General features: G+C 61.2%; 21 protein-coding genes and 1 pseudogene. 3 read left to right on the top strand and 19 right to left on the bottom strand.

The genetic code is table 11. From position 1 onward, the window contains the following. Nucleotides 1-4: 4 nt before the first annotated feature. The 16 genes and pseudogenes from HRU82_17505 to bamA form a co-directional block, all read right to left on the bottom strand. Nucleotides 5-2,134, bottom strand: a complete 2,130-nt coding sequence (locus HRU82_17505; GenBank protein ID QOJ36633.1) for an LTA synthase family protein — start codon at nucleotides 2,132-2,134, stop codon at nucleotides 5-7. After that, on the bottom strand, nucleotides 2,131-3,234 hold the full coding sequence (locus HRU82_17500) for a glycosyltransferase family 4 protein (protein ID QOJ36632.1): 1,104 nt from the start codon (nucleotides 3,232-3,234) through the stop codon (nucleotides 2,131-2,133). Before HRU82_17500 ends, HRU82_17505 begins: the two co-directional genes overlap by 4 nt. Beyond that, nucleotides 3,231-4,301, bottom strand: a complete 1,071-nt coding sequence (locus HRU82_17495; GenBank protein QOJ36631.1) for a glycosyltransferase family 9 protein — start codon at nucleotides 4,299-4,301, stop codon at nucleotides 3,231-3,233. Before HRU82_17495 ends, HRU82_17500 begins: the two co-directional genes overlap by 4 nt. A gap of 602 nt (nucleotides 4,302-4,903) precedes the next feature. Further along, nucleotides 4,904-5,986 (bottom strand): annotated as a pseudogene (waaF, locus tag HRU82_17490) (lipopolysaccharide heptosyltransferase II). Next, entirely contained in the window at nucleotides 5,979-7,100 is a 1,122-nt protein-coding gene (lpxK, locus tag HRU82_17485; GenBank protein ID QOJ36630.1) for a tetraacyldisaccharide 4'-kinase, read from the bottom strand. The pseudogene waaF and the gene lpxK overlap by 8 nt, the downstream one beginning before the upstream one ends. After that, entirely contained in the window at nucleotides 7,061-8,419 is a 1,359-nt protein-coding gene (locus tag HRU82_17480) for a 3-deoxy-D-manno-octulosonic acid transferase (GenBank protein QOJ36629.1), read from the bottom strand. Before HRU82_17480 ends, lpxK begins: the two co-directional genes overlap by 40 nt. Nucleotides 8,420-8,486: 67 nt before the next feature. Beyond that, on the bottom strand, nucleotides 8,487-9,128 hold the full coding sequence (locus HRU82_17475) for a lysophospholipid acyltransferase family protein (protein QOJ36628.1): 642 nt from the start codon (nucleotides 9,126-9,128) through the stop codon (nucleotides 8,487-8,489). Then, entirely contained in the window at nucleotides 9,125-10,870 is a 1,746-nt protein-coding gene (msbA, locus tag HRU82_17470; protein ID QOJ36627.1) for a lipid A export permease/ATP-binding protein MsbA, read from the bottom strand. Before msbA ends, HRU82_17475 begins: the two co-directional genes overlap by 4 nt. Further along, nucleotides 10,858-11,991 (bottom strand): lipid-A-disaccharide synthase, encoded by a 1,134-nt coding sequence (lpxB, locus tag HRU82_17465; protein ID QOJ36626.1) that lies wholly within the window; start codon nucleotides 11,989-11,991, stop codon nucleotides 10,858-10,860. Before lpxB ends, msbA begins: the two co-directional genes overlap by 13 nt. 8 nt (nucleotides 11,992-11,999) lie before the next feature. Then, nucleotides 12,000-12,968, bottom strand: coding sequence for a Gfo/Idh/MocA family oxidoreductase (locus HRU82_17460; protein ID QOJ36625.1), 969 nt, complete (start codon nucleotides 12,966-12,968; stop codon nucleotides 12,000-12,002). 16 nt (nucleotides 12,969-12,984) lie between these two features. Beyond that, nucleotides 12,985-13,917 carry a UDP-2,3-diacylglucosamine diphosphatase LpxI gene (gene lpxI / locus HRU82_17455; protein QOJ36624.1) on the bottom strand — a complete coding sequence of 311 codons (933 nt, stop codon included), beginning with the start codon at nucleotides 13,915-13,917 and terminating at the stop codon, nucleotides 12,985-12,987. Then, nucleotides 13,829-14,638 carry an acyl-ACP--UDP-N-acetylglucosamine O-acyltransferase gene (lpxA, locus tag HRU82_17450; GenBank protein QOJ36623.1) on the bottom strand — a complete coding sequence of 270 codons (810 nt, stop codon included), beginning with the start codon at nucleotides 14,636-14,638 and terminating at the stop codon, nucleotides 13,829-13,831. The genes lpxI and lpxA overlap by 89 nt, the downstream gene beginning before the upstream one ends. 119 nt (nucleotides 14,639-14,757) lie before the next feature. Further along, on the bottom strand, nucleotides 14,758-15,207 hold the full coding sequence (fabZ, locus tag HRU82_17445) for a 3-hydroxyacyl-ACP dehydratase FabZ (GenBank protein QOJ36622.1): 450 nt from the start codon (nucleotides 15,205-15,207) through the stop codon (nucleotides 14,758-14,760). Nucleotides 15,208-15,250: 43 nt separating this feature from the next. Next, nucleotides 15,251-15,802, bottom strand: a complete 552-nt coding sequence (locus HRU82_17440; protein QOJ36621.1) for an OmpH family outer membrane protein — start codon at nucleotides 15,800-15,802, stop codon at nucleotides 15,251-15,253. Continuing rightward, a complete protein-coding gene (locus HRU82_17435; protein QOJ36620.1) occupies nucleotides 15,799-16,383 on the bottom strand; it encodes an OmpH family outer membrane protein in 585 nt (194 codons plus the stop codon). The genes HRU82_17440 and HRU82_17435 overlap by 4 nt, the downstream gene beginning before the upstream one ends. Nucleotides 16,384-16,420: 37 nt before the next feature. Then, entirely contained in the window at nucleotides 16,421-18,742 is a 2,322-nt protein-coding gene (gene bamA / locus HRU82_17430) for an outer membrane protein assembly factor BamA (protein QOJ36619.1), read from the bottom strand. Nucleotides 18,743-19,049: 307 nt separating this feature from the next. Between bamA and HRU82_17425 the strand changes: the two genes are divergently transcribed. Beyond that, the gene (locus tag HRU82_17425) at nucleotides 19,050-19,943 is read left to right on the top strand and encodes a hypothetical protein (GenBank protein QOJ36618.1); all 894 of its coding nucleotides are present in this window, start codon (nucleotides 19,050-19,052) and stop codon (nucleotides 19,941-19,943) included. Here HRU82_17425 and HRU82_17420 read toward each other — a convergent pair. The 3 genes from HRU82_17420 to HRU82_17410 form a co-directional block, all read right to left on the bottom strand. Further along, a complete protein-coding gene (locus HRU82_17420) occupies nucleotides 19,940-20,767 on the bottom strand; it encodes a DDE-type integrase/transposase/recombinase (GenBank protein ID QOJ36617.1) in 828 nt (275 codons plus the stop codon). The genes HRU82_17425 and HRU82_17420 overlap by 4 nt on opposite strands. Nucleotides 20,768-21,135: 368 nt before the next feature. Then, complete coding sequence (locus HRU82_17415) at nucleotides 21,136-21,684, bottom strand: hypothetical protein (GenBank protein QOJ36616.1); 549 nt, start codon at nucleotides 21,682-21,684, stop codon at nucleotides 21,136-21,138. Between the two features lie 87 nt (nucleotides 21,685-21,771). Next, nucleotides 21,772-22,020, bottom strand: a complete 249-nt coding sequence (locus tag HRU82_17410) for a hypothetical protein (GenBank protein ID QOJ36615.1) — start codon at nucleotides 22,018-22,020, stop codon at nucleotides 21,772-21,774. A 105-nt stretch (nucleotides 22,021-22,125) separates the two neighbouring features. Here HRU82_17410 and galU point away from each other — a divergent pair, with 105 nt between their 5' ends. Beyond that, a complete protein-coding gene (gene galU / locus HRU82_17405) occupies nucleotides 22,126-23,067 on the top strand; it encodes a UTP--glucose-1-phosphate uridylyltransferase GalU (GenBank protein ID QOJ36614.1) in 942 nt (313 codons plus the stop codon). 74 nt (nucleotides 23,068-23,141) lie between these two features. After that, nucleotides 23,142-25,631 carry an endopeptidase La gene (gene lon / locus HRU82_17400; GenBank protein QOJ36613.1) on the top strand — a complete coding sequence of 830 codons (2,490 nt, stop codon included), beginning with the start codon at nucleotides 23,142-23,144 and terminating at the stop codon, nucleotides 25,629-25,631. Nucleotide 25,632: the final 1 nt, after the last annotated feature.

The raw sequence follows: 25,632 nt of genomic DNA, 5'->3' as shown, positions 1-25,632 counted from the left end.
GTCGTTACAACCGTGACCCGAACTCCCGCCAGGACCAGAGACGATTGGCGTCCAGCGTCTGATTGGACACCTCGTACAGCGCCATCAAGTCTCGGGCATGGGCCGCAGTCAGTCGTTCGGCACCGTCCGCCAAAGGATCGAAGTTCAGGCCGGCTGCCTGGAAGGTTTCAGTCAAGAAGGAATACAGCAGGAGCCCGTCACGACCGGCCAGTCCCACCAGATTGTCGTAGACACTCGTCAGATACGCGATATGGTCGGGTAGACAGTCCCGCACGAGGGTGCAGGTCAGGTCGGTTCCTGCGAAGGCAACCGTAGCCGGCATGAGTCCGTTCAAAGCCAGCAGGGTCGGCGCGATGTCCACTTGGCTTGCCACCGTCGAGACGGTGCGGGGTCGATAGGTCTCGGGCGTCCGTAACGACTCGTCCATCCAGACAAAGAGGGAGGAGGCGAAGTGCCCGGCCTTCCGGTCGAGTTCCGTGCGACCGACCTGTTCGTGCCGTCCATGGTCACCCAGGATGACCACCACCGTGTTGCGCAGCAACCCTTCCCGCTGGAGTCGCGTAAACATCCGTCCCAGCTCTGTGTCCGCATAATGCAGTGCCGCGACATATTGATCGTCCACCTTCGCCTGCAGCGCGCGGACTTCGGGATCGTGCGTCGGCGCCGCGAAGGGATGGTGGGTCGACAGGGTCAGCGTGGCCAGCAGGAACGGCCGATCTCCGGCCTGACGCTCCTTGATCCGCTCATAACAGAAATCGAACAGTGCCCCGTCGACGATCCCCAACCCGGCCCGTTCGGCGGTCGGCGGAAAATCGCTCTCATCGAACAGCTGTTGCAACCCGTTGCGGGACAGAAAGGTTTGCAGCCGATTGAGGTCGCGATGTTGGCCGATCACCATCTCCGTCGCATAGCCGCCGCGCTGCAGGAGGGAGGGCAAGCAGAGATAGTCATGCGCATACCGCGTCTTCATGGCTGCGGCGCCATGCCGCGGGTAGGCGCTGCAGAGGGTGGCGAACAACCCCCGTGAGGTCTGCACGCCGTTGGAGAAAAAGTTTTCGAAATAGATGCTGTCGGCTCGAAGCCGGTCCAAGAACGGGGTACCCTGAATACCGTCGTAACTCTGGCCGAGATAACGGCGGTCCAGTCCTTCCAGAAGCACCAAGAGGACGTTGGCCGGTTTCGGCAACCGCACGGTGTCCGGCGTGGATGCGATGGTCCGAACCAGGGGGTACCGTTGATCCACAAAGGCAGTTGCAGGCCCCAAAAGCTGCTGCACTACCTGAACGGCTTCGTCGTATGGCAGAGTCTCCCCGTTGTGTTTTCCGATGGAGCCACGGGACACCCAAGCGACGCGCAGGGCCTCTCCGGCGAAGAGGATGGGATTCTGCGCCAGGGTGTAGTACACCGTGCTCCCGATGTGGGCGACCCTGATGCCGTAGGGCCCCAAGGGATGAAATCCGGCGCCACCCCCGACCAGACAGACGCACAAGAGCGCGTTCGCTTGAAAGCCGGAACCCGGCTGCCAGCGCGCCAGCACCGGCGCCACGAGCGTCGAGAAACTCCACCACCAGAGACCGATCCCCAAAGCCTGGATGGACACAAACAGCGCCACGCGCCCGGCCCATCTGCTCCCCTCCCCCAGTTCCGCGCCGGTCTGTTTCATCGCCTGCGCATTGCTCCCCTGGGAGGTAGCCGGGGGAGCCAGCAGATCGCCTACGTACTCAAGGAACACGAAATCCATGTGCTGACGGTTGAACCCGTAGTACCCCATATCCACGGCCAACAGGATGAACAGCAGCAGGGCGACGAGGGTGCCGCTGCCTCGCAACGCCCGCTGGAACAGGGGAGCCACCGGCCCCGCGGTTCCCGCTCGCCGCAGCCAGACCTGCCGCAGGCCTGTCCAAAGCCCCGCGCCGAACCCCGCCAAGAGCAGCGCAAAGGTCGCGGTAATGAAGTCTCCCCGAACCCCGACGACGAGGGTGTGGAACAGCAGCGTCAGACTCGGCACTTCCTGCGCCCATGCGTCACGGAGCAAGAAGAGCCGTTCCGCGCTCTGCATCACCACGAACAGAATCCACCAGAAAAGCAGGGTTTTGCGGATGGAAAATCGCGGGAGGGTCTCAGGCTCGTTCATACAGACAGCACCTGCCGATAGACACGTTCCAGTTCATCGACCATCCGGTCGAGGGAGTACGATTGCTTCACCGTCTCACGGCCTCGCCGGCCCACCGCCGCTCGCAGGGCAGGATCGGCGAGCAACTGCGCAATTCGATCGGCCAAGGCCTCGGCATCGCGCGGCGGCACGATAAAGCCGGACTTTCCGTCGACCACGACATCGGGAATCGATCCGGTCGTCGTGGTCACGACCGGAAGCCCGATCGCCAGGGCCTGCATCAAGACCTGTGGAATGGTATCGCCCTCGACGGTGGGCATCACGAAAAGATCCAACGACCGGAAGACATCCAACAAATCGTCGCGAAACCCCAACATGCGGACGTTCGCGGTCAGTCCCAACCGTTCGATCTGCGCCCGGATGTTGTGTTCCTCCGGCCCTTCCCCGACGATGAGGAAGGTCGCGCCGGGCTGCTCCTTGAGGACCGTCGCCGCCGCCTCGACGAAGTAGCGATGGCCTTTATAATCCCGCAGGTAGGAAATGAGCCCCACCAGTGCGTGCTGCGCCGGAATGCCCAGCTCGGCCCGCAGATCGTGCGCCGGAGCCGCGGGCGAGAAATGTTCCACGTCGAGGCCGATGGGGAAGGCCGCCACTCGATCGGGCGCCAACCCATCACGCTGGATGAGATCCTGCCGATTCCGCTCTCCTCCGGTCACGATCACCATATCGAAGAGGCGTCGGTAGAGGAAATGGGTCGCCGCATTGTTCGTCAGGGGAGCCGAGATGTGCCGGGTGCGAATCAGCTTCGGTCGCGGCCGAACCAGGCGGACCGCCAAGGCAGCGAGCCAGCTGTCACGCGAACTGTTCACATGGACGATGTCGGGGCGCTCGCGGCGGAGGAGCTGTCGAAAGGTCAGGATCGACCACGGCAGCCGCCATTGCCGCATCACGAAGGGCTCGACCGGGAGGCCGCGGACCTTCGCCATCGCCATAATGGGGCTCTGCGGCTCTAAGACCAGCCGCAGCTGATGCCCGCGTTTCACCAAATGCTCGGCATGCAGCAAGACGGCCAGCTCCTGCCCGCCGACGGCTGTGCTGGATTCCGCAATCACGATTTTCACGATGACTGTCCCTTCGACGCCCGATTCAGTTGCGCTTCGGCGGCTTGCACGACCTGCTCCGGCCGAACCCCGGTCAGACACTCCAGCGTCACGGCACGCGTGCAGTCTCGACGAAAACAGGGACGGCAGTCCACCTGATGCGAGAGGACGGCATGCCCGCTCCCATAGGGTCCCGTTCGAGCCGGATCGGTGGGGCCGAACAGGGCGACCACCGGCGTACCCACCGCCGCCGCAATATGCATCGGACCGGAGTCGTTGGTTACCAACAGGGCCGCGCGCCGCAGTAAACCGGGCAGTAAGCCTACAGGGGTCAGTCCGGTCAGATCAATTGCTTTCGTTCCCATGCGGTCGAGCACGGCTTTGGATTCTGCCCGTTCCGCCGGTCCCCCGATCAGGACGACGGGCAAGGCTCGGCCCTGAGCGAGCCGGTCGGCCGCGTCGGCGAAGGAAGCCGCCGGCCAGCGCTTCGTCTCCCAGCGTGCCGACACGTTCATCGCAATCCAAGGCGTCCCCTTCGGCAGCCCCCCGTCCCGAAGCAGACTGTCCACCCTGTGCCGATCCTCAGGACGGTCGACAAACTGGAACGATGGAACGGCGGGACGCGCGGCTCCCAGTGCCTCCGCGACCAGCAGGTACCGATCCACCGCATGCATCGCGGTCGTCGGCACCGCGACCCTATGGGTGTAAAAGAGCGGACTCCCTTCCCGCGCATTGGCAAATCCGACCCGTCGGCTGCAGCCGGTCAACCAGGCCATGGCGCCGCTCCGGAACAGGCCCTGGAGGTCGACGACCAGGTCGTAGCGCGCAGCGCGTAGTCCGGGAACCCGTCCCAACCATCCGCTGACGCCTCGATCCACCATACAGACCCGATCGACGCCCTGAATCACCTCGACCAACGGGGCCCATTGCCGTTTCACCAACCAGGTCACCTCGGCCTGAGGGAAATGGGCGCGCAGGGCGGCTAGGGTCGGCATCGCATGGACGATATCCCCTAACGAACTCGGCTTGATCAAGAGGAGTCGCCGGGTGGGATTGGCCCTAGCGCGTTCGAGGAGACCACCGTTCACGGGTGGCTCCGGGTCGCGGCCCGCTTGGTTGCATGGCTCATGATCCAGTCCGCCGCTTGCGGCAGGGCCTCGACGACGGCATCCGGCGCGAGTCCACGTGCCGTCAGCTCCGTCAGTGCCTCCGCTCCCGCAGGACCGGTCATGACGAGAAGCCCGCAGGCGCCCACCTGCTTGGCCAGTTCGATGTCGCGGGCGCTGTCGCCGACGACATAGGCATGGCTCAAATCGATCTGCAACTCAGCCGCGGCCCGATCGACCATGCCCCTGGCAGGTTTTCGACAGCCGCATCGATCGTCGGGGTGGTGGGGACAGACATACAGGCCTTCCAGCGTGACGCCGTCGACGGCCAGCCCCAATCGCAAAGCGGCATGAATCGCCTCCAGCTGTTTGAAGCCGAAGTAGCCCCGAGCCACCCCCGACTGGTTTGTCACCACGACCAGCCTGGCTCCAGCCCGCTGCAGCCGCGCCAGCGCCGCCCCCACTCCGGGCAAGATCTGCAACTCGTTCACCGACTTCACATAGCCGCTGTCCACGTTCAAGGTGCCGTCGCGGTCCAAAAACACCGTGACTCCCTCCAGGGGACGACGCGTCTCGTCAGGGAAGCCCCCATTCGACTCCGCCTGCTGCGGCGCTGCGAGCGGGAGATGCCGCCTGGTCGCCTCATAGACCTGTTCCACCGTCACGCCGGTCATACAGCGGTGATCGATAGGACATTCCCGCAGGAGGCAGGGCGCGCAAGACACCGGTTGCCGCACCAATTGTGCCTCCACGCCGAAGGGCGAGGTGGTCTGCCAGTCAGTCGGACCGAATACGGCCACCAGAGGCACCTTGAAGGCGGCCGCCACATGCATCGGTCCCGTGTCGTTCGTGAGAAACAGCTGGCAGCGTTTCACCAAGGCCAGCAATTCTCGCACCGAAGTTTGTCCCGAACAGACGACGGTGCGCGTCTTGATCTGTTCGGCGATGGACTGCCCCAGCTGTTCTTCACCCTTGGCGCCTAGGATGACCACACCGACGCGCGCGTTTTCCTGCCCCTGCACATCTTGCAACAGGCGATTCACCACCGCCGCATACCGTTCAGGCAACCAGCGTTTGGCCTGCCCATAGGTCGAGCCGGGATTCACGCCGATAACGAGGTCCGCCGGACCGATCCCGGCCTCGGCCAGCCGGCGCGCAATGGCTAGGGCTTCCTCCGCCGTGACGAACAGACGCGGAGCCGGCGCTGTACCCGTTCCCCCGAGCGGTTTCAATAGATCCCAATAGTATTCCACCTGGTGGCGTCCGCTGGTCCGCGGCGGGACGGCCACGGGGTCGGTCAACAGCAAGCTCCGCCCGTCCGTTCCGTAGCCGAATCGGCGAGGAATTCCGGCAAGCAGCGTAATCAATGCCGCCTCGAAGGCGTTCTGAAAGAGAATGGCCAGATCGAACCGATGGCGGCGCAGCGTCCCAGCCAGCGTCCACTTTCCCCCCAGACCGGTGTGGCGGCCTTTGTCGTCATACACAAGGGTCTTGGTCACCGCAGGATGTTGGGCCAGCAACTCGGCAATGGCCGGTTTGACCAGCAACGTAATCTCGGCCAGGGGAAAGAGCGTCCGCACCTGACTCAGAGCCGGCTCACACATCACGGCGTCGCCGAGCCAATTCGGTCCACGCACGACGATGCGGCGTACCCCTTCTTTACGCATGGCCCTCCTTCGAAGGCGGCGGAAACGGCAGGGCCAACAGCTGATCCAGCCGTTCGCGCCCGCTGGTGATCTCGGTCCGGAGCGCCAGCGCCCACCAGCCCTCGCCTTCCGTGAGGAAGGGGGCGACCTTGCCGGCATCCTTCTCGGTCGTCACCACCAACTCCGCGCCGCAGGCCTTGGCTCTGGCTCGAACCGCCTCCACCGAAGCCTGGGTATAGTGCGCATGGTCGGCCAAGGCCCAGGTCCCCGCTACGATCAGGCCCTGCAACGCCACCAGCCGGTGGAACGACCCGGCATTGCCGATACCGCTGACCAGAAACGCCTTGCGCGCGCGAAATCGAGAGGACGGCTGCGATTCGTTGGAGCCGACCCGGCGAAAGCCATCGGCGGGGAACGTTACCCGGAGGGGTGAAGACAAGCCACCGTTGGCGCCACGCACGTAGTCCCACAGGGCCTCCACCTGATCCTCGCGATCGGCTCTGGTGATGAGGATCGCGCTCGCCCGAGCCGCCGCCGTCAGTGGCTCGCGCAGCCGTCCAATGGGCAAGAGCGCCTGCAGGCCGTCCAGGTCTGTGGCATCCAGCAGCAGGAGGTTCACGTCGCGATGGAGCGCGAGATGTTGAAATCCATCATCCAGCACGAAGCAGTCGACGGACAGCCGGCTCAACAGCCATTGCCCCAGGGCATGACGATCCGCACCGACGGCCACGACGACACCGGGACAACGACTCGCGATCAAATGGGGTTCGTCACCCGCCTCCTCCGGCCCGACCAGCACCTGATTGCCATCCGACACGAGCAGCCGCGGCACCCGGCTTCGCCGCCGATACCCGCGGCTCAGTACCGCCACGCGCCGCCCCTGCTGCATCAATCGCTCGACCAGATAGATCACGACCGGCGTCTTGCCGGTGCCCCCCACGGTCAGATTTCCCACGCTGATCACGGGACGGGGCAACGTTCTCGTTCGGAACCACCCCCGTTCATAACACCAGACTCGAATCCGAGCCGCAAGCTCGTATGGAGCGCCCATCCAGTGCCAGGGAGATCCCCGACGCAGCCCCATCTGCGCCCCGGTCACGATGGCCGCCCCACGGCCGGTGACGCCGCCTCGCATCCTCCCGCCACCGAGTTTTCTCTCGACGGCAAGAACGTCGCAATGATCTCCGCGCTTCGGCTGAGGGCCCCCTGATTGTCCGCCACCACCTGCTGCGCCGCCTGCCCCATCCGTTGCCGCGCAACGGGATCGCGCAATAAGCTGTGGAGGACTTGGGCCAACTCCGCCTCATTCTGCACCACCAGGCCGCCGCCCGCGTTGGTGAGCAGCGCGGCAACCTCTGCACAATGGTCCGTGTGGGGCCCGAACAGGACCGGTTTCCCCCATACTGCCGGCTCCAGCAAATTGTGGCCCCCGATCGGCGCCAAGGTTCCGCCCACGAAGGCCGCCACCGCCTCGCGATAGATCAACGCTAACTCCCCTCTGCTATCCAACAGCAGCACCCGCGGCCCGCTGCCGGCCGGCGGCAGGGAGCCGCCACGGCTCCGCAGCGACAACGCGAGCCCCTGGGCCCTGAGCCACTGTTCGACCTGCGGCGTGCGTTCGATGTGGCGCGGGGCGAGGATCAGGAGGAGCTGCGGAAATTCCTTGCTGAGGGTCCGATAGGCCGCGACAATCGCCTCCTCTTCCCCCGGATGCGTGCTCCCGGCCACTAGGATCTGGTCCTCCTCCGCGATTCCCAGCGAGGCCCTGCTCAACAGCTGTCCGGCCGCGCCGGCCTGCGGCAGCGGCTGATCGAATTTGATGTTGCCGGTGGACCGGACCGACGCAGGATCGGCCCCCAGTTCGATGATCCGCTGCGCATCACGCTCCGACTGCATGAGACAACAGCTGATCATGCGTAGCATCGACCGATAGAAATCTCGTATCACGGGCAGGCGCTGCCGCTTGAACGAGCGTGTGGACAGACGCCCATTCACCAAGACCGACGGGATGTGGCGCCGGTGCAGGCTGCGCAGGAGATTCGGCCAGAGTTCCGTCTCGACGAAGATGTAGAGGCTGGGCCGGAGGCGATCGATCACCTGCTCGACGACCCACGGGAAATCCAGGGGCGCATACCGGTGTTCAGCGACGCCCGCCAGGCGCTGTTCGACGGCCTCCCGGCCCGTTTCCGTAACCGTCGAGACGATCAACCGAGCGATGGGATACTGTCGGCGCAGATCCCGGACCAGCGGGGCAACCGCCACGACTTCCCCCAGCGACACGGCATGGATCCAAATCACCGGGATCGAAGCGCCGAACGTTCCGCTCGTAGCCGCTTCCGCCGCCAGGCCCAAGCGTTGCGGCAAACCGCGCCGGCACCGTCGTTTAGCCAGCAACACCAGCAGGATGACAGGGGATGCCGCCAGCAGCAGCACGTTGTACAGGAGGTACCACATCAGGAATCAGCCCGCAGGACCGCCGCCTCGGCCTCGCTCGTCATGCGGTTCAGCGTCTCTTCCAACCTCAGGCGCACCGACTCCAACTCATCGGAAGACGCCTCCGATGGAACGACGAGGGGAGGGCCCAGCAGGAAGAGGCCCCGCGAAAAGGGATAGGGCAGGAGGAAACGGTCCCAGCTCGCGAAGAGTTTTTTTTTGAGCAGGCAAAGGCCATGGGCACGATAGGTAAACCGGTGGCCCTCGCCAATTGCACCACGCCGACCTTGGCGACCTGGCGCGGCCCCTTCGGGCCATCCGGGGTCACCACCAGATTCCCCCCGGCCCGGCCGATGCGGATCAGCTCGCGAAAGGCCTCTGCCCCCCCTCTGGTGCTGGAGCCGCGCACCGCGTGAAGACCGAAGCGCGCCGCGATGCGCCGGATCAATTCACCGTCTCGATGGCGGCTGATCAGCACATGGGCCTCGAAGCCCCGGTGGGCAAGCGGCATCATCAATTGCTGCGCATGCCAAAAGGCGATGATCATCCGCTGTCCCCGTCCCAGCAGCCGATCGACATGCTCCATGCCTTCGCTGCGCATGGTCATCGTACGGCCCAGCAGGCGAATGATGGTGTACCCGACCGGCGGAACCACGGCGATCTTGAGCGCATTCACCGCACGCTTCAGCCATGGCTCCGTTCGCACGGAATTCGTCTGGTGGGTCTTCACTCCGGGAGCGCCTCCGCAAACTGCATCGCATGCAGCCGCCTGTACATCCCGCCTCTCCGCAGCAGTTCTTCGTGGGATCCGACCTCCATGACTCGGCCACGGTCCAAGACGACGATACGGTCGGCGTTCTGAATGGTCGAGAGGCGATGGGCCACCACCAACGTCGTGCGGTTTTTCATCAGGTTGGCCAGCGCCATCTGCACGATCCGCTCCGACTGCGTATCCAACGCGGAGGTGGCCTCGTCCAGAATCAGGATCGGCGGATCGCGGAGAATGGCCCGGGCGATCGCAAGACGCTGCCGTTCACCGCCGGACAGCTTGAGTCCGCGTTCGCCGATGAGGGTGTCATAGCCCTCGGGCATGCGCACGATGAACTCATGCGCATAGGCCAACTGCGCCGCCTGCATCACTTCATCCGGTGTAGCACCTTGCCGGCCGTAGCCGATGTTGTTCCGGACGGTATCGTCGAAGAGGATGACCTCCTGCGACACGATCCCGATTTGGCTGCGCACCGAGCGCAGGGTGCAGGTGCGGAGATCCACCCCATCGATCAGGATCGTCCCGCCGGTCGGCTCATAAAACCGTGGCAAGAGGCTCACGAGGGTCGTCTTGCCGCTGCCGCTGCTGCCCACGAAGGCGATGACTTCCCCGGCCCGAATCGTCAAATCGATGCCGCTCAGCGCCGCATCGGCCTGCCCCTCGTACTGAAACGCCACCTGCCGGAACTCCAGCGAGCGCGAGATGGTCGGCAATTCCGTCTGGCCGCCGTTGGCGTCCTGCTCGGTCGGTAGATCAAGCACTTCAAACACCCGCTCGGCCGCCGCCAGCGCCTGTTGCACGGTGTTGTTCGCGCCGGACAGCCGACGGATCGGCGTAAAGGCCATGAACATGGCGGCCAAGAAGGAGAAAAAGGCGCCGGGCGTCATCTCGTCATGAATGACCAAGTATCCGCCGTACCAGATGATGCCGGCCACGCCGAGCACGCCGATGACCTCCATGTGAGAGGAACCCAAGGAGGACACCTGAATCGCCTTCATCGTCGTATAGATGAAGGCATCGTTGCTCTGGCGAAAGCGCTTGGCTTCTTCCTCTTCGCGCCCGAAGGATTTCACCATGCGAATCCCGGCGAGGGCTTCCTGAAGCGTGGAGGCCATGTCACCCATGCGCTCTTGCCCCCGCGTGGCCAACTTGCGCAACCGTTGGCCCATCCGGACCATGGTCACCACGGACAGCGGAACGACGATCATCGAGACCATCGCCAGCTTCCAGTTCTGGTATACGATCACGCCGATCATGGCCAGAAAGGTCAAGCCCTGCTGGAAGAGATCCTTCAGCACGCCCGCGATGGCATTGGCCATCTGGTTCACGTCATTGATGACCCGCGAGACCAGCCGACCCGAGGTATTGGTATCGTGAAAACGCACCGGCAGCCGCACCATCTTGGTGAAGAGTTGCTCGCGGATGTCGCCGATGACTTGGTTGCCGACGTAATTCATCAGGTAATTCTGGCCGTAGTTGAACACGCCCTTGAGAATCGCCACCAGCAGGATGGCAATGGGCAGCACCATCAGCAGACTCTCGTCCTTGCTGATGAAGAGCCCGTCGAGCACAGGCCGTACCAGCCAGGCATAGGCCGCCGAGAGCCCAGCCACCAATGCCGCGCACACAAACGCCGCTCCGAGACGGAACCGATAGGGGTTCAAATATGTGAGCAGTCGAAGGTACTGTTTCATGCTCGACACTCAGCCACGATTGCTTCCGCCGCCCGGCGTGAGGCGCCCGGTTCGCCCAAGGCGCGACGCACCGCCGACAAGGCGCTCTTCATCTCCTCATAGGCTCGTTGATCCTGCAGCAACCGTTCGGTTTCCTGCACCAAGCGATCGGGAGTGGCGTCGTCCTGAATCAGCTCCGGCACGATCCCCTTGCCCGCGACCAGGTTCGCCAACCCGATCCAGGGAACACGAATCAACCATTTGGCCAAGCGATAGGTAACCCAGGACGGCGCCCGGTAAAACAGTACCATCGGCGTGCCGACCACCGCCGCCTGTAACGTCGACGTCCCGGACTTCACGATGACCAGGTCAGCCGCGGCCATGATCTCGCTGGACTGGTGGCGAAACACCCTGATCGGCACCGGACTGTTCCGCAGCATCCCCTCCAACACATCATCCTGTATCGACGAGGCCTGCGCCAGGAGAAACTGCATGGTCGGATGCCGCTCGGCCAAACGCTTCACCGTCTCCAGCAGCAGGGGCACGTGCTGCTCCAATTCGGCTTTGCGACTGCCGGGAAAGAGGGCGATCACAGGCCCCGCATGCGAGACGCCGAACTGCTGCCGCAAGCCCTCGCGATCGTACGTCGGGGCCACTTCGTCGAGCAGGGGATTGCCGACGAAGGTGCAGCGCACGCCGGCCTGTCGGTAGAGCGGCTCCTCGAAGGGAAGAATCGCCAGCACATGGTCCACACGTTGCTGGATCCAGCGCATGCGGCCTCGCCGCCAGGCCCAAATCTGCGGGGCGATATAATAGAGCACCTTGAGTCCGCAGGCCTTGGCCACCCGCGCAAAATGAAAGTTCAGTCCGGGGTTATCGATCAACACGACCAGATCCCAGCGCTCACCTTGGATCAATCGTCTGATTCGCAAGATGCGCTGCCCCATCGCCTTGACCGCGGACAGCCCGATGAGCCCCATGACATCGAGTTGCGGAATGTCCTTCACCACTTCCGCGCCGGCTTCCCGCATGAGCGGGCCGCCGATGCCGACCACCTGCAACGAAGGAGCCAGGTCCCTGAGGGCCTTGACCAAATGGGCTCCATGCAGATCGCCGGAAGCTTCGCCGGTCACGATGAGAATGCGCGGCATGGCGCCCTTCACGAGCCCGGCTCGGCTGCCGCATGGCGTTGCGTGAACTGCCCGATAGCGTCGAGCACGCGCCCGGCCAAATTGAGCGCAGCCTCTCCGTCCTCGCCGGACACGACAGGCCGCGAACCGGTCGACACGGCGCGAATGAAGGAATCCAACTCCAACCGCAAGGGTTCTTCATTCCCGGCCTGGAACGGCTCGATATCGATCGTCGGTTTGGCCCCTCCGGCCTGCACACGGCGCGAGACGACCGCCTGCCTGGTTTGAAAATCGATCGAGACGTACCGGTCGCGTTGAAACACCCTGAGGCGGCGCATGCGGTTGGTCGAGACGCGGCTGGCGGTCAAATTGGCCACACAGCCCCCGGCGAATGCGATCCTGGCGTTGGCAATATCGATGTTCGGCGACAGGACGGGGACACCCGCCGCGCGCACCTCTTCCACCGGCCCCGGGTTGAAGGACAACACCAGGTCCAGATCGTGGATCATCAAGTCCAGCACGACATCCACATCGGTGCCGCGCTCGCCGAACGGGCTTAGTCGATGGCCTTCGATGAAGGCGGGACGCTCGATGTACGACCGCATCTGTTGCATGATCGGATTGAACCGCTCGCTATGCCCGACCTGCAGGAGGCATCCGTGGCGCGCGGCGGTTTCAACCAGTTCCCTCGCCTCCGTCGCGGTCGCGGCGATCGGCTTCTCCACCAAGACATGTTTGCCGGCTTCCAGACAGGCCTTGGCGGCGGCGAAATGCGCCACCGTAGGAACGGCCACGCTCACGAGATCGACATGCCGGAGCAGCTCGTCGAGACTGGTCCAAGCCTGCGCCCCATGCCGGTCGGCAATCATCTTGGCACGCGCCCCATCCGCATCACAGACGCCCGCCAGGACGGCTCCCGGAAGGCCGGCATAGTGACGGGCATGGTGTTGCCCCAAATGGCCGACACCGATGACTCCGGCCCGCAGGGGCTTCAGCATGCGTGATGGCTCCCGCTCATGCCAGCCCGACGATCGCGATTCCGGCGCGATTCGCCTTCGCGAGGGTCTCTTCCCGATCCAAGAGAATGCCGCGACCGGCTTCCAACGCCAACACGGAGGCCTTCACGGATTCCATCACGTCGATCGTGCGAGGCCCGACCGCCGGCAGGTCGAAGCGAAGGTCCTGTTGAGGCTTGCACCGCTTCACCACGACAGCCCCCTCGCGCGCCAACTCTCCGCCCCGTCGAATCGCCCCATCGGTCCCCTCCACCGCTTCGACCGCAACGATGACACGATCCTTGACGACCACGCATTGGCCAATGTCCAGCGCGCCGATCTGTTTGCCCACCTCCCAACCGTACCGGATATCGTCCCACTCCTTTTTGTCCGGCGCGCGTTTCGTCAAGGTTCCTTCCTCCACCAGAATACCCTGCAGCCCGAAGGTGGACTCGCGGATCCGAATCCCCTCCCCCTCCAGTTCATCGGCCACCGTGCGGAGAATTTCATCGTCCTTGAGGTACATCAATTTGGCGGCCAGCGCGAGGGCCCGAAAGTCCGGACGAACCGTGGTGAACACATGGGTCTTCTTGATGCCGCCGAGCATGACGGCTTCCTGGATACCGTCGCCCTTGAGCGACTCGATCAACTTGTTGAACTGCCCGATCTTGATCCAATGGATACGGTCGACGTGCCGGGCCAATTCAGGCTCGGTCTCTCCCTCGTGGGCGACGGCGGACACGAAGTAGCCCAACCGGCGGGCATTGTCGGCGAAGATGATCGGAAACCGGCCGTTGCCCGCAATGAGGCCGATCCGCAAGTCCTCGACCACCTGGGTTGCTTCACCTTGATGCCCCACGGCGTTACTCCTCGTCCCCTTCCTGTTCTTTGCCGACCGATCGGCAGATGCCCCGCTTGGTGCCCTCCATGAAATCGACCACCTGCATGACATCCCGGCTGTTCGCAAACGTATCGCGGGCCAGCTTGGCCGCCGCCCCCACGCGATGCCCCGAGCGGAACAACAACTCGTACGCCTGCTTCAAGAGGGAAATCCGATCCGCCGAAAACCCGTGGCGCCGCAGACCGATGGAATTCAAACCGTACATACGCGCGCGGTACCCGCCTGCCGCCCTCATGAAGGGAGGTAAATCCTGGCCGAGCGCACAACAGCCCCCGACCATGGCATAGGCGCCGATCCGCACGAACTGGTGGATGCCCGACAGCCCGCCGATGATGGCGTGGTCGCCGATCGTGATATGGCCGGCCAGGCTGGCCGCATTCGCCAGGATCAACTGGTTGCCCAGATGGCAGTCATGCGCCACATGCACATAAGCCATGAGGAAATTGGCGTTGCCGAGACTGGTCACGCCACCCCCCTGCACGGTCGCCCGATTGACCGTCACATACTCGCGCAGGATGTTGTCGTGACCGATGATGACTTTCGTCGGCTCGCCCTTGTACTGCATGTGCTGCGGCGGCCCCCCCACCGACACGAAGGGATGCAGCTCGCACCGCTCGCCGATTTCCGTCCACCCGTCGATCGAGACATGGGACAACACGCGCGTCCCGGCGCCGATCCGGACATGCTCGCCGATGACGGAGTAAGCCCCCACTTCCACGTCGTCCGCCAGCACGGCTTTAGGATGGATCACCGCGGTCGGATGTATCTTCACTCACACCTCCTCGCCCTCTCGCAGGCTGTGGCCCGGTCCGCCGGCTCGCCGCACGGCCCCGTCGCCCCCCTGCCGTTCCCGTTCATTCCCGCCCGGCCCTACCTCGGCCGGATCCGGCCCTACTTGTCGGCCTTTTCGTCCGTCACCATTGCGGTCACTTCGGCTTCGCACACCAATTCGGAGTCGACGAAGGCCTTGCCCTGCATTTTCCAGAAGGGCGGACGCTTCCGCACCACATCGACCTCCAGACGCAGGATATCGCCCGGCACCACCGGCCTTCGGAACTTGGCCGCATCGATGCCGGTCAAATAGACCACGGGGCGACCGACGTTCCCCAGGGACTTGAACGCCAACACGCCGCCGACCTGCGCCAGCGCTTCGAGCATCAAGACGCCCGGCATGACCGGCCGTCCCGGGAAATGCCCCTGAAAAAACGGTTCGTTGATGGTGACGTTCTTGATCCCCACGATCCGTCGATCGGGATCCAGCTCCTGGATCCGATCGACGAGCAAAAACGGATACCGGTGGGGAAGGATCGATTGAATCTGCACGTTGTCCATCACTGACATCGGCCCCGCCTCCTCTGCATTGGTAGATGGCTGCCTCGATCGGCTATTTGTTTTGCCGATCGAATTCCTTGATGATCTGTTCCGTCAGGTCGACCGACGGATGGCCGTAGATGACGATCTTGACGGTGGACTCGCTGCCCCGATCGAGGACGGCCGCGTACCCTTCCTTCTGGGCGACCGCCTCGGCGGCTGCGCGGATCTTCTGGGCATATTCCGCCACCATCGCGCGCTGCTTCTCCTGCACTTCGCGGTTGAAGTCCTGGATTCGGCGCTGATACGCCTCAAGCTTGGTTCGGAACTGGTCCTGCTTTTCCTTGCGAACCTCCTCGGACAGCGCCTGGTCCTGGACATCCTTCTCCAGCTGTTTCAATTCCTGATCATCTGAATCGATGATCTTCTGGCGCGTCAGGGAGTAACTCTTGAGTTCTTCCAGCGCACGCTTCCCGGCCACCGTGCGTTCGATGACCTGTTGTTGATCCATCATGCCGACCTTGATCCGGTCCGCCGCCTCGGCCGATTGGGCGAACCATGCCGCTACGGCCACCAGCACCACGGCCATCCCCCCGTTCCGTCCCTTCATGGAGTTCCTCTTCATGGGTACACCTTGTTGAATTCCTCGATGACCTGCGACGATACATCCACCGTCTCTTCAAAATACAGCGTCGGCCCCCCGCGGCCACGATCGAAGATCGCTTGCAGGCCCATCCGTTTGGCCACCCGGCCGGAAAGCGCTTCGATCTTGTCGCGGAAATCGTCCAACACGCTCTTCTGCTTGTCTTGCACTTCGCGATTCAAATCCTGGACCTTCTGCTGATACTCCGCCATGCGGCGGCGGAATTGTTCTTCGCGTTCGCGCTTGGCGTTGGCGCTCAGCACGCTGCCTTGTTTCATGAAATCTTCTTCCATGCGGCGCAACTCTTTTTCCTCCAGCTCGATCAAGGCCTGGCGGTTCTTGGTGAAGGCGGCCAGCATGTCCTTGGCTTTCTTCCCCGCATTGGTTTCATTCAAGAGCCGCTGCGGGTCCACGACGCCGATCCGCATGGCCGGCGACACGGACGACTGGTTCGCGCCACAGCCGCCGACCCACGGCAGCAGAAGGAGGATGGCCAGGCCCAGCCAGGCCCGTCGCGTCCCCGCCGCTCGCCGTCGCCCCCGTTCGTCGCTGTCTCCACTCATACCGTTCGTTCCTTTCTCCGCCGCCCAAACCATCCTGTCAGAACAGCGAGCCGATCGTAAACTCGAAGACTCCCTGCCGCTCGGTGGGGCGCGGATCGAGATTGAGTCCGTAGGCTGCGCGCAACGGCCCGAACGGAGAAATCCACCGGGCTTCGAAGCCGACGGCGCTTCGCAGTTTGAAGGTCACCGGCTCGTTGTCGTCGAACCCGTTACCGTAGTCGAAAAAGAACACCCCGTTCAATTTCGCCTCGGATGAAATGGTGAAGATGAAATCGTTGTTGAAGATGAGCTCCTTGGCGGACCCCAACAGCGATCCGGACGGCGTCACGGGACCGGCGCGTCCGAACACGAATCCGCGCATGGTATTGATGCCTCCGACGAAGAAGCGCTCGGTCAAGGGAATGGGCCGGCCCCCGATTCCCTCCGTCGCCCCGTATCGTACGCGCACCGAGAACCGGGTATCGTAGATCAACGGCGTATATTTGACGACATCGGCATAGTATTTGAAGAAGTGATTCGTGCCGCCGAGCGCGGGCGTTCCATAATCGACACCCACGCTGATGCGCCACCCCGTCCGAGGGTCCAGGTAATAGTCCCGCGTATCTCTGAAAATCGAGGTGCGCACGCCGGTTGATGACTGCGTGCCTAACTGACGGCAAATGAGCGGGATGAGGTCCGGACACAACCCTGCCTGCGGGTCGCGGTACTCCAACTGTTCGCCGAAGAGGCTCACGCTGCCGTTCACATACTCCGACAACCATCGGCTCCAGGTGACGCTGGCTCCGGACTTCGACTCGAAATACGAAATGTAGTTGGTCATCGTGCGGTAGATGTCGAGCTGCAGGGCATTGTAGGAGTCGTTGACGTAGGGATTGCGGAACGTCACCAAGCCTAACGACCGTTGCTGGCCCAACTGGCCGCGGACCCGGCCCAACCAACCGTTGCCGCCCAGATTCCCTTCCGTAATGTCCGCGATCGCGACCAATTTATCGAGCGTGCTGAATCCGCCGCCGATGCTGAACTGTCCCGTCGGCTTTTCCTTGACCTTCACGTTGAGATCGACCTTGTCGACGTCGACCTGCTGCGGGAGGATTTCTACGGTCTCGAAAAAGTTGAGGTTGTTCAGCCGTTGGAAACTGCGCTTCAAGGCCAGGGTGTCGATGACGTCCTGCTCGTCCAGGCGCAGCTCCCGGCGGATGACGTTGTCGCGGGTCTTGTCGTTGCCGTTGACGTGGATCTCGCGGATCCGCATCATTTCGCCTTCCTTGACGTTGAGCGTGATCGTGGCGGTGTGCGCCTTGTTGTCCGGCGTCACGTTCGGCACGACGTCGGCGAAGGCATACCCCTTGGCGCCGTAGAGATCGGTGATCCGGGTGATCTCGCTGCGAATCTTGGCCCGCTGGAAGATTTCCCCCGGCCTGATGTTCAGGCCTTCACGCAATTCGTGATCCTCGAACACGGTGTTGCCGCGGAACCCGACTTCCTGCACGATGAACGGCTCGCCTTCCACGATGGCGTAACTGACTTCGAACCACTTCTTGTCTTCGCTGAGTTCCACCGTCGGCTGGCTGATCTGAACGTTCATGTAGCCTTTGTTCAGATAGACCTCCCGTATCCGCTCGATGTCGTTGCCCAGCTCTTCCCGCTTGAGCACGCCCGCATCCGACAACAACGACGGCACCTTCAATTGCGTGAACAGGCCGTACCAGGGAATCCACTCGCGAGTGGCCGTCACCTTGAAGATCTCTTGCTTGGTCACCGACCGCATGCCTTCGAAATTGACGCGACGTACCTTGGCCTTGGTGCCTTCCTTGATGAAGAAGGTGAGGCGCTTGCGGTCTTCGTCGACGGTCTGAATGACGGGAATCACCTGACAATTGAAGAAGCCGTCCTCTTGATAGGTCAGCCTGATTTTTTCCGCGCTTTCTTTCGCCTGTTGCTGGTCGAGGAAGGTCTGGCTTTTGATCGTGATCTTCTCTTTGAGCTTGTCGTCGCTCAACTCTTGATTCCCGTCGAAGACGATCTCGGTGATGAACGGCTTCTCTCGCACAATGAACGTGACGGCCACGCCGGTGGCGCCGGGGTCCGTTTCCACCTGCACGTCCTCGAAGTAGCCGGTTCCGTAGAGGATCTTGACCTGTTCGCGAATCGCGTCGGCGGTGTAGCGGTCATTCGGCCTGAGGGTCAGGCGCCCTTGGATCGCCGGCAGTTCAATGCGCTTCTGTCCGCGAATAGCGACCGACGTGACCAGGGGCGCGCCGTCCTGCGCGGGAAGCGGCGCCCACACGCCGCACATGCACAGCGCCACCAGGAAGAGCATGACGACCTGCGCCCCCCGCCTGCCTCCCGCCTTGATCACCGCAATCCTTCTGTACCGCCTGGGAATGCAGGCACTGGTTGCACAGGACCTCGAGATAGGAAACCGTTACATGCCGTGTCTGCGCCCTCACGCGAGGTCCTCGAACCACGGATCGAGACGTACCGATGGTCGCATTCGACATCACCGAAGCCGCCGCATTCATGGCACCACCACGGACCCGCAGGAACTCACAAACTCTCGGATTATATTGACCACATTTTTCAATGTAAAGGAGTTTCCCGGCGCCCGAATCTTGGGTAGTGGGTCAGTTTGAATCCGGCTCATGTTCTGATATTCTCCAGCTACTATGAGCACAGCAACAATAGAGGTTGTCTACGATGGTCCGATTTTGGCAAACGGAACCATGGATGTGCGCGAACTTGCCCCTGCTCTCCTAGCCATTGGTGATCTGTGCCAGGATGCCAACAAGTTGTTGAATGGCAGCGATGCGCAAGTTTCAGTTCACGTCAAGGCCGAGTTTGAGCCAGGATCATTTCATATCGGGCTAGAGGTCGTTCAAACCCTATTAACTCAAACCAAATCATTTTTACTTGGAGACACAGTAACAGCAGCCACTCAATTAGCAGCATTGCTTGGGTTGGCGGGAGGAGCCACTACAGGCCTGATAAAACTGGTTAAATGGATTAACGGCAGGCAGGTGACCAAAGTAGAGCCAGACCAGGCAGGCAACGTAACCATTTATATAAACAATTCAACTCTGACAGTCTCACAATCCGTGGTGAAGCTATACAACTCTGGGGAAGTTCGTAAATCATTGGAAGGTGCGCTTAAACCGTTGGACCGTGATGGCATCGATAAGTTTGAAGTTAAGCACGACAACCAAGTTGTAGAGACCATCACCAAAGAAGAATATCAGCACTTCAAAGCCAAGACTGCAGACATTGAACAGCCTCTTACAGAAGAATCTAGGATTGCTCACTTGGAAGTGATCAAACCGTCCTTCTATGAAGGGTTGAAATGGACATTCTCCGATGGGGACGGAACTTTAACTGCTGATATGGGCGACAAAGATTTTTTGGATAAGTTGAATAGGCGAGAAGTTGGATTTGCCAAGGGCGATGTCTTGAAAGTGGAAATGCTGACCAAGAGTTGGCATTCCATTAATGGTCTTAGAACTGAGCGTAGGATCATAAAAGTGATTGAGGTTCGCCCCGCGCCTAGGCAAATACCGTTACTTTAGTCCAAGAGCCTGGCAATCTCTTCCAAACTCCACACATGATCGCTGACCTTCGCTTCCATTGCTGGCGTGACGCGTAAGGTCTGATGCACTCGGCAGAAATTGTAATGCATGAAGTGCAAAGCCACAGCATGGGCTTGGTTTTCAATTTTCTTGCTAAATGCATTGGTCAATCGTGTCATCCGTCGCATGCTCATGCGCATGGTAAGGTTTTGCCGTTCAACATAGCTGGTCGAAACCTTCTTGATATCTGGATTGCCCTTGATCTTAATTTTGCGCGTTCCGCAGCATTCGGCTGGGCTATAACGGGCCTGTCCTTCGCGGGGAGGCGCGTTATAAATCTTGTCTAACATGGCGTAATCGACATCCGCACCAAAGGCACCTTCAGCAGCGCTGAGATACGCTTTATGTCCGTCCGTGGTCAGTTGCACCCGATGAGCCAAGCGGGAAGCCAGGTCATCAATAAACTTCCTTGCATACACTGCGCTCCGATCGCCCACTAAATAAGACACAATCAACTTGGAGTCGGCATCAATGGCTGTCCAGGTCCAGACATCACCGAATCCCAATTTCCCCTTCATCTCTTCCGGCACATTCTTTTCTTTTGCATAACAGAAGGACCAAATTTCATCGCATTGAATCTGTTTGCAGGAGAGGCCGCGCAACTTCTCATCCTGATATTTCGCGCACGCCTTGCCGAGATCCACAAGCAACTTGAGCACGGTTCCCTTCGCGGCACCTGTCATCCGGCATGTAGCGCGGATGCTGTTGCCCTCAACCAAGGCGGCGATGATTTGGACTCGCTCTTTCGTGCTCAGCTTGTTCATGGCTCCCTCCACTGTATGGAGGTATTATGCTTGACCGCTCAAGCATTGTCAAGTTGGTTACGAGGAGCCGTCTTGCAAACATGGCAGTCTTGGCGGATAATAACGACATATTTGGGGCCCACCATGAGGCCATCCCTCCAGCCTCCTACAGCCTAAAGGGATGGCCTCTTCTCTTTTCGCCCCTCATGCCGGTGAGCATGAGCATAGGGGCGGAAACTCTTCTTTTCATAGCGGATCCTCCTTTCCCTCTTGCAGGCGAAGCATTACTTTGCTATGGTGAACTTGCCACTTAGCCGAAAGGCTAACATAGCGTACCCCGCTATTGGTGGTTTAGGCCAACCAGCTTGTCCCTGGTTGGCCTTTCAAATTCACACCAATTGTTCTAACAGCGCCCTGATCAATTCTTCCGCTCGGCCCTGACCTTTCATTGTGAGTCGATATTTTCCGCCCTTACCAGACCCCCCCTTCACAACAAGCTGGTCCTTAAGCAGGGGGTCCGCAGCACGGTCAACGCGATCCGGGGCAGACCCCGAAGCCTCAAGCGATGATTTGAGCTTGGTTACTACTACTTCGTCGATATTTCGTGATTTTAGATAGCCATAGAGTACAATCAGAATGGCTTCGCGGTGCCGGTCCTCACCCTTTGGCAATATGCGCAACGTGACTAGATCTCGTTTGTCATCGATACTGATGATGTGGAGTAGCTGCTCGGGAGTGAATGCCTGACCCGCTTGCCCGCCTGGGCTTCGCGGCTCTAGCTGAATAGGAGGCGGTGTATCAATACGAGGAGTTTGCGGAGGGGGAGCAGAGGTTACGAGAGACTTCCAGAGTTCGAATTGTTCTTTTACGACATCGGCGGGCCCTTCGGCCTCGAACTCATGATCGCCAATCTTGACGCGCAACTTATAGCCATCCATAGCGTACCCCTTTCCGGCTCTTGTCCAGCCCTGGATGGCACTATGCCATAAACTATGTTTTGCGTCAAACGCTAAACATTATTAGCGTCATTTATTTTTCCAGCGCGCAGCGGCGGCCTTCTTGGCGATCTCAGAGCGCTTCCTGGTGGAGAGCTTTTCCGCTCTTGCCTTGCCGCCCTTGAGCCCGCCCAGACGACCAAGAGCGACAGCGGCAGGATTCTTCTCGGGTTCGTTAGGTTTCTTTTTTGGTGGATCTGTGGCAGGTTCGCCGGTAATCGATTGCAGAATCTGGAATGCGGTCACGTTCACGTCAGTGGATGGCTTTTTCTTTTTCATGCCTCCAGCATACATGACCGCTTAAGCATGCGCAAGATCAGAGCAATTCAAACTGACCCACTACCGAATCTTGACTTCACTTACCCCATCACATACTATCGCCCTATGATGCGCATGGATGTACGTAAGGCCATTATTCCCGCTGCTGGACTGGGCACACGCTTTCTCCCCGCTACCAAAGCCTCTCCCAAAGAGATGCTCCCGCTGGTCGACAAGCCGCTGATTCAGTACGTCGTGGAGGAGGCCGTCGCATCCGGCATCGAAGACATCATCGTCATTACCGGACGAGGGAAACGTGCGATCGAAGATCACTTCGACCGCTCGCTCGAACTCGAAGAAAATCTCAAGGGCAGCGGCAAGGGGCAGGTCCTTAACCAGATCCGGCATATTTCGAACCTGGCGAACTTCTGTTATGTCCGCCAGTCCGAAGCGTTGGGGTTGGGCCATGCCGTCCTCTGCGCCCAACACCTGATCGGCGACGAGCCGTTCGCCGTCATCCTCGGCGACGAAATCATCGACGCTCCGGTTCCGGGGCTCGCACAGCTGATTCATATCTACAAGCAACGCAAGGGCGCCGTGCTGGGCGTGCAGGAAGTCCCGCACCAGGAAGTCAGCCGGTACGGCATCGTGTCGGCCCGGCGTGCCGGAAACGGCCTGCACAAGGTCGAGGACCTGGTCGAGAAACCCGCTCCCGCCGATGCGCCCTCCAACCTGGCCGTCATTGGCCGATACGTGCTGCCGCCGGAAATTTTCCCAATCCTCCGGAAAACCCCGCCGGGCAAGAACGGAGAAATTCAGCTGACCGACGCGTTACGGCAACTCGTCCGCACTACGCCGATGTTTGCCCATGAAATCCAGGGGCAACGGCACGACGCCGGGGACAAACTCGGATTCCTCATCGCGACCGTCGAGTTGGCGCTGAAAAATCCTTCCCTTGGACCGTCGTTCGGCGAGTTCCTGCAACAACGACTCGGCGCGACGGCCCCGGACACCCGCCGTCGAAGCACCGGACGTTCCGGCCAGAGTCGATCGCGCGCCGCCAACTGACCCGGGCATGACGGGCGCCGTCACCCGCATCGAACGACCATACCGAAACCACACATCCGATACATGGGAGCCTCATGGCTGAAGCGCTAGAACAAGACTTTTCGAGCAATCAAAACCTGGAACCGCCGGATCAGCTGCCGCTGTTGCCTGTTCGCGATATCGTGGTCTTTCCCTACATGGTGCTCCCGCTGTTCGTGGGGCGCGAGATGTCCATCAAGGCCATCGAAGCGGCCCTCGCCGGCAACCGCATGTTGTTCTTGGCCACGCAGAAGTCGCTGGACGTCGAGAACCCGCAGCCCGACGACATTCACTCCGTGGGCACCGTGGGCATCATCATGCGGATGCTCAAGCTGCCCGACGAGCGCATCAAGATCCTGGTGCAGGGCCTCGCGAAAGGCAGGATCGAAGAATATATCCAGAACGATCCCTACTATTCGGTGCGCATCCACAAGTTGGCGGAGACCAAGCAGCCCGGCTCCACGCTGGAGACCGAAGCGGTCATGCGTACCGTCAAGGAGCAGATCGAGAAGATCGTCAGCTTGGGCAAGGTGTTGATCCCCGACGTGATGGTCGTGATCGAAAATTTGGAAGACCCGGGGCGCCTTGCGGACATGGTGGCCTCCAACCTCGGGCTGAAGGTCGACATCACGCAGGCGGTGCTGGAAATCATCGATCCGATCCAACGGCTCAGGCAGGTCAGCGAGATTCTCGCGAAGGAAATCGATGTCCTCTCCATGCAGCAGAAAATCCAGGCCCAGGCGAAGGGCGAGATGGACAAGACCCAGCGGGAGTACTTTCTGCGGGAACAACTCAAGGCGATCCAGAAGGAACTCGGCGAGTTGGACGAACGGGCCGAAGAGGTGGCGGAATTCCGCAAGCGTATCAAAGACGCCAAGATGCCCGAGAAGGTCCTGAAGGAAACCGAAAAGCAGCTGAAGCGTCTCGAAAAAATGCATCCCGACACGGCCGAATCCGCCACGGTACGAACCTATCTGGAATGGATGGTGGAGCTGCCATGGAACAAGAAATCCAAGGACAACCTTGATCTCAAGGCGGCGATGAAGGTCCTAAACGAGGACCATTACGATTTGGAGAAGGTTAAGGAACGCATCATCGAATACTTGGCCGTCCGGAAACTGAAGGAAAAAATGAAGGGCCCCATCCTCTGTTTCGTGGGACCGCCGGGCGTCGGCAAGACCTCTCTGGGCAAATCCATCGCCCGTGCGCTCGGGCGTGAGTTCGTACGCATCAGCCTGGGCGGCGTGCGAGACGAAGCTGAAATCCGCGGGCATCGCCGCACCTATGTCGGCGCGCTGCCGGGCCGGATCATCCAAGGGATGAAACAGGCGGGCACCAACAACCCTGTATTCATGCTGGACGAGGTGGACAAGGTCGGCATGGATTTCCGCGGCGATCCCTCGGCGGCCCTGCTCGAAGTCCTCGATCCGGAACAGAACAGCACCTTTACCGATCACTACCTGGGTGTGCCGTTCGATTTGACCGAAGTCATGTTCGTCACCACGGCGAACCTGATGGATCCGATCTTGCCGGCCCTCCGCGACCGCATGGAAGTCATCGACATTCCGGGCTACACCGAGGAAGAGAAACTCGGCATCGCCCAAAAATATCTCATTCCGCGGCAGATGAACGAACACGGGATCACCGAAGAACACGTGCGTGTCAGTGAGGCAACCATCCGCCATGTCATCTCGCATTACACACGCGAGGCCGGCGTGCGGAATCTCGAACGCGAGATCGCCAACCTCATGCGAAAGGTCGCCAAGAAGGTGGCGGAGGGTAAGACCGAGTGTCACACCGTCGACCAAAACAACCTTCACAAATTCCTGGGCGTCCCGAAGTTCGTGCCGGAAGCGGAATTGGAAAAGGACGAAGTCGGCGTGGCCACCGGCCTGGCCTGGACGGAAAGCGGCGGCGACGTGCTCTACATCGAAGCTACGGTCATGAAGGGCAAGGGGCAACTCACCCTGACCGGACATCTCGGCGACGTGATGAAGGAATCGGCACAGGCGGCTTTGAGTTACGTACGCTCGCGCGAAAAGACACTGGGGATCACCCCCGACCAGTTCGCCAAGAACGACATCCACATCCACGTGCCGGCTGGCGCCATTCCCAAAGACGGTCCGTCGGCCGGCATCACCATGGCGACGGCCATCGCCTCGGCCTTGGCCCAGATTCCCGTGCGCCGGGATTTGGCCATGACCGGTGAAATCACCCTGCGCGGCCGGGTCTTGCCGATCGGCGGGTTGAAGGAAAAAATCTTGGCCGCCAAGCGGGCCAAACTCTCGACGGTCATCCTGCCGAAGCGCAACAAGAAAGACTTGGAGGAGATTCCCAAGCACCTGCTCAAGGGCATCGAGTTGGTCTTCGTGGAAACGGTCGACGATGTGATCAAGGCCGCGCTGCGACGAACCGCCGCCCGTCCCGCACGCCGGACCTCGAAGAAACCGGCCGAGAAATCGGCAAGGTCCACGCCGAAGCGGGCCGCCGGCTCATCCAAAAGACACTTCCATCCGTCGGCACCCCCGAGGCCGTCGATCGTCTGAT

The organism is Nitrospira sp. (genome assembly GCA_015709715.1).
In the GTDB taxonomy this organism is placed as follows: domain Bacteria; phylum Nitrospirota; class Nitrospiria; order Nitrospirales; family Nitrospiraceae; genus Nitrospira_A.
This window is presented reverse-complemented; position numbering and strand designations above follow the sequence as displayed.